This is a genomic window from Brevibacterium luteolum, from assembly GCF_025147615.1.
In the GTDB taxonomy this organism is placed as follows: Bacteria; Actinomycetota; Actinomycetes; order Actinomycetales; family Brevibacteriaceae; genus Brevibacterium; species Brevibacterium luteolum.
This window is the reverse complement of the sequence record NZ_JALXPM010000084.1, coordinates 1-3,787: the sequence shown is the minus strand read 5'-3', so window position 1 is coordinate 3,787 and position 3,787 is coordinate 1. Positions and strand designations below refer to the sequence as shown.

The following is a 3,787-nucleotide window of genomic DNA, read 5'->3' as shown; positions in this document are numbered from 1 at the left end:
GAGCGGATCAGGGGGTCGCGGTCGGCGACTCCTCCGGCCCGGGGGTCTCGACGACACCGGTAGCGTTCTCGTCACCGGGAGCGCCGGTGGGCTCAAGATCCTTGTAGTCCGGGTGGGCGCCGTTGAGCACCTGGGCGCGCACGACCTCGGTCTCGCCGTTGATCGTCACCTCGACGTCGACCTTGTCGCCGGGCTTGCCGCCGTAGTTCTCGGTCAGCAGCGGCTCGGACTCAGTAGCGGCGTTCTCCGGGTTCTGCACCCAGCGGCCACCGGCTGGCACGGTCTCCGAGGCGGTTGCGGAGCCGACGGAGATCTCGACGTCAGCGTCCTCATCGGAGTTGTTGACGACGGTGAAGAACACCTGCGCGACGTCGTCGTCATTGGCGATGAGGAGTAGTCCGCGGACCTTGACCTGCTCGTTCTCGACGTTCCAGGCCCCGTCGCCGCCGTTGTACTGATACTCCGCGGTCTGCTGCGCCGACAGCAGGCTGGCACAGCCGCTGGCAGGGATCACGAGGGCGACGGCAGCGGCAGCGAGTGCCGCACGAGTGGACCGTTTCACGTTCAAGCTCCTTGGAGTGACGACGGAGTGAAATGACAGAATCACTGGATATCCTACCTGCTTTTTGACCGCACGTAGAACTCACCCGCTGACCGCATCCCCATCCCCAGCCCCGTGCCCGAGGTGGTCGCGTGCCCGGGAGTCCAACGCGCGCCCGCGTAGCGCGTGAATCCGGGCGATGCAAGGCGTGCACCTTAGCACGATTCGGCCCCTGGCACACCGTCTGAAGCGGCGTGTTCGTGGTAAACTGGAAGTCCGCGAAAGGGGAAATGAAGAACATGAGTTTTCAGGTCGGCGACACAGTTGTTTATCCGCACCACGGGGCAGCCACAGTCCAGGAGATCAAGACCCGGGCGATCAAGGGCGAAGACAAGCTCTATCTGAAGCTTCAGGTATCCCACGGCGATCTGACCATCGAAGTGCCAGCCGAGAACTGCGATCTCGTCGGCGTGCGCGATGTGGTCGGTGAAGAGGGGCTGGAAAAGGTCTTCCAGGTGCTGCGGGCTGACATTTCAGAAGAGCCCTCCAACTGGTCCCGCCGCTACAAGGCAAATCTCGAGAAGTTCCAGTCCGGCGACGTCATCAAAGTGGCTGAAGTCGTCCGCGATCTGTGGCGTCGCGAGCAGGACCGTGGGCTCTCCACCGGCGAGAAGCGCATGCTCGCCAAGGCCCGCCAGGTGCTCGTCTCCGAGCTCGCCTTGGCTGAGAAGAAGGAAGAGGAAGAAGCCGAGGCCCTGCTCGACGAGGTCCTCGCATCATAAGAACCTGCATCGTCATCCCGGCCGCCGGCTCGGGCACCCGCCTGGGAGCCGGCATTCCGAAGGCATTTGCCGAACTGGCCGGAACGACCCTGCTTGAGCACTGCGTTCGCGGTGCACACGCCTCGGGAGTCGCCGATCACATCGTGGTCGCCGTTCCCGAGGCGTTCCTCTCTGCCGCACGGGACACCCTCGGCACCGCCGCCGAGGTGGTAGCCGGCGGCGCCGACCGCGTCGCCAGCGTCCGTGCTGGCCTGTCAGCCGCCCAGAGCTCCGATCCTGGCATCGAAGCCGTGCTCGTCCACGACGCCGCCCGCTGCCTGACGCCTCCCGAGGTGTTCACCCGTGTCACCGATGCCCTGGCGGCTGGCGCCCCTGCTGTCGTGCCGGTGCTGCCGGTGACCGATACGATCAAACGCGTCGAGACGCTGCGCAGCCCATGCGCGGCCGCCGGAGACGAACGCGTCATCGGCGACATCGACCGCGAGCAGCTCAGACGAGTGCAGACCCCGCAGGGCTTTGCCGTCGAGGTGCTCGAAGAGGCCCACGCTCTGCAGGCCCGCGACCCGATCACTGCCACGGATGACGCGATGCTCGCCGAGCGCCTCGGCCACGAGGTGCGGGCGGTTGCCGGTGATGAGCGGGCGCTGAAGATCACCCACCCGCTCGATATGCGCATCGCCGAACTGCTGCTGGAAGACGCGACTGCTGGAGGGCAGAACCGATGAGCGAGAACACTCCGATCCTGCCGCGGGTGGGCATCGGCACCGACGTGCACGCCTTCTCGAAGGATCCCGGCCGGCCGATGTGGCTCGCCGGTCTCCTGTGGGAAGGCGAAGTCGGGCTTGAGGGACATTCGGATTCCGATGCCGTCGCCCATGCCTGCTGTGATGCGCTTTTCACAGCCGCCGGCATCGGGGATCTGGGCGCGCACTTCGGCGTCGACCGGCCGGAACTCGCCGGCGCCTCGGGAGCGGAGCTCCTGACGGAGGCCGCCCGGCTCGTGCGCGCAGCCGGGTTCGAGATCGGCAGCATCGCCGTGCAGGCGATCTGCAACAGGCCCAAGATCGGCACCCGCCGCGACGAAGCGCAGCGGGTGCTCTCGGCTGCCGCCGGTGCACCGGTCGCGGTCTCTGGCACGACAACCGATGGGCTCGGCCTCACCGGCCGCGGCGAGGGGATCGCAGCGATCGCGACCGCCGTCGTCGTTCAGCGCAGCTGAGGCGCTTCTTCAGAGCGGTTCTTCGAGCTCGCCGATCGCCCGGGCGCCGTCGCTGAAGTCGATGCGTCCGATCATCGGCGCCGACTTGTTCGCCGGCACCCACGAGCTCAGCTTCACCGTCTCACCGAGGCTGACCGGCACCGTGTCCTTGCCCTCAGCAGGTGTCGGGGCCGGTCCGCGCAGGGTGACCTCTCCGCCGTTGGCGTAGCGCAGCACCATGCCGCGCAGGTCGGAGATCGAGACGATCACGACGGCATCGACGTGGTCGGGTTCGCGGCCCTTGCGCAGCCGCTGCAGCGGTGTGATCCGGGTGGCCGCGCGCAGGGTGATCCACACGCCGAGGCCGGTGATGAAGGCGCAGGCGATGAGGCAGATGATGAGCGCCGCCTGGCTGATGTCGGCCATCCAGGACGAGATCGCCAGCACGATGCCGAAGACAATCGCGACGATGCCGTAGAACACACCCCATCCGGGGGCGTTGACGCGTTCGGTGACCCACATCTGCTCGTTGCGGCTGAGCGGGGTCTGCGGGGTGCTCACGGAATCACTCCTAGCGATCGAAGCGGTGCTGACACACTGCTGGGGACGGAGCCGCTGGGATGGGAAACAGCAGCTGTCAGGTACAACAGTTTCACAGCCCGATTGCTTCCCATCGGGCGGGTCGGATCCACCCGCGCCATATGCCCGAGGCCGGGATCCAGACCGGGGTTCCCGGCACCTCGGTCTACCGGCCGGGGACGGCCGCGGATACGATTCAGCTATGACCTCACACCCCGCCTTCGAACGGATCGCCGGCGCCTGGAGCGGCAGCGGTTTCGGCGAGTACCCGACGATCGATGACTTCGAGTACCGGGAGGAGACGGAGTTCCGCGATGTCGGCAAGCCGTTCCTCGCCTACTCCCAGCGCACCTGGTCACCTGATGGCAAGCCGATGCACGTCGAGACCGGCTACCTGAGGCTGGTCGGTGACTGGGCGGAGTTCACCATCGCCCAGCCGACCGGTCAGACCGAGCTGCTCGAAGGGCACATCGATCTCACCGACGAGCGGATCGTCCTGCACCTCACCGGCCGGGTGCTCAACACCTCGACGGCGAAGAACGTGGAGATGACCAAGCGCCGATTCGTCTTCGCCGGCAACGACCTGACCGTCAACTTCGACATGGCCGCTGTCGGCTGCCAGATGACCCGGCACCTGACCGCCCAGCTCATGCGCACCCCCTGAAGCCGGCGACGTCACCGCGGGGA

Annotated in this window: 6 protein-coding genes; 4 read left to right on the top strand and 2 right to left on the bottom strand. The window is 66.8% G+C overall.

Annotation, left to right across the window (positions count from 1 at the left end):
- Window positions 1-7 precede the first annotated feature (7 nt).
- Complete coding sequence (locus M3C25_RS13045) at window positions 8-562, bottom strand: hypothetical protein (RefSeq protein WP_165883651.1); 555 nt, start codon at window positions 560-562, stop codon at window positions 8-10.
- A gap of 278 nt (window positions 563-840) precedes the next feature.
- On the opposite strand from M3C25_RS13045, the gene M3C25_RS13040 reads away from it, so the two are divergent.
- Genes M3C25_RS13040 through ispF form a run of 3 tightly spaced genes read left to right on the top strand, consistent with a single transcriptional unit; the run spans window position 841 to window position 2,542 of the window.
- On the top strand, window positions 841-1,323 hold the full coding sequence (locus M3C25_RS13040; protein ID WP_102162005.1) for a CarD family transcriptional regulator: 483 nt from the start codon (window positions 841-843) through the stop codon (window positions 1,321-1,323).
- A complete protein-coding gene (gene ispD, locus M3C25_RS13035) occupies window positions 1,317-2,048 on the top strand; it encodes a 2-C-methyl-D-erythritol 4-phosphate cytidylyltransferase (RefSeq protein ID WP_259857213.1) in 732 nt (243 codons plus the stop codon). Before M3C25_RS13040 ends, ispD begins: the two co-directional genes overlap by 7 nt.
- Entirely contained in the window at window positions 2,045-2,542 is a 498-nt protein-coding gene (ispF, locus tag M3C25_RS13030) for a 2-C-methyl-D-erythritol 2,4-cyclodiphosphate synthase (RefSeq protein WP_102162003.1), read from the top strand. Before ispD ends, ispF begins: the two co-directional genes overlap by 4 nt.
- A gap of 9 nt (window positions 2,543-2,551) precedes the next feature.
- Here ispF and M3C25_RS13025 read toward each other — a convergent pair whose 3' ends face one another.
- Window positions 2,552-3,082 carry a hypothetical protein gene (locus M3C25_RS13025; protein ID WP_259857211.1) on the bottom strand — a complete coding sequence of 177 codons (531 nt, stop codon included), beginning with the start codon at window positions 3,080-3,082 and terminating at the stop codon, window positions 2,552-2,554.
- A gap of 220 nt (window positions 3,083-3,302) precedes the next feature.
- Here M3C25_RS13025 and M3C25_RS13020 point away from each other — a divergent pair, with 220 nt between their 5' ends.
- Complete coding sequence (locus tag M3C25_RS13020; RefSeq protein WP_259857209.1) at window positions 3,303-3,764, top strand: heme-binding beta-barrel domain-containing protein; 462 nt, start codon at window positions 3,303-3,305, stop codon at window positions 3,762-3,764.
- Window positions 3,765-3,787 lie beyond the last annotated feature (23 nt).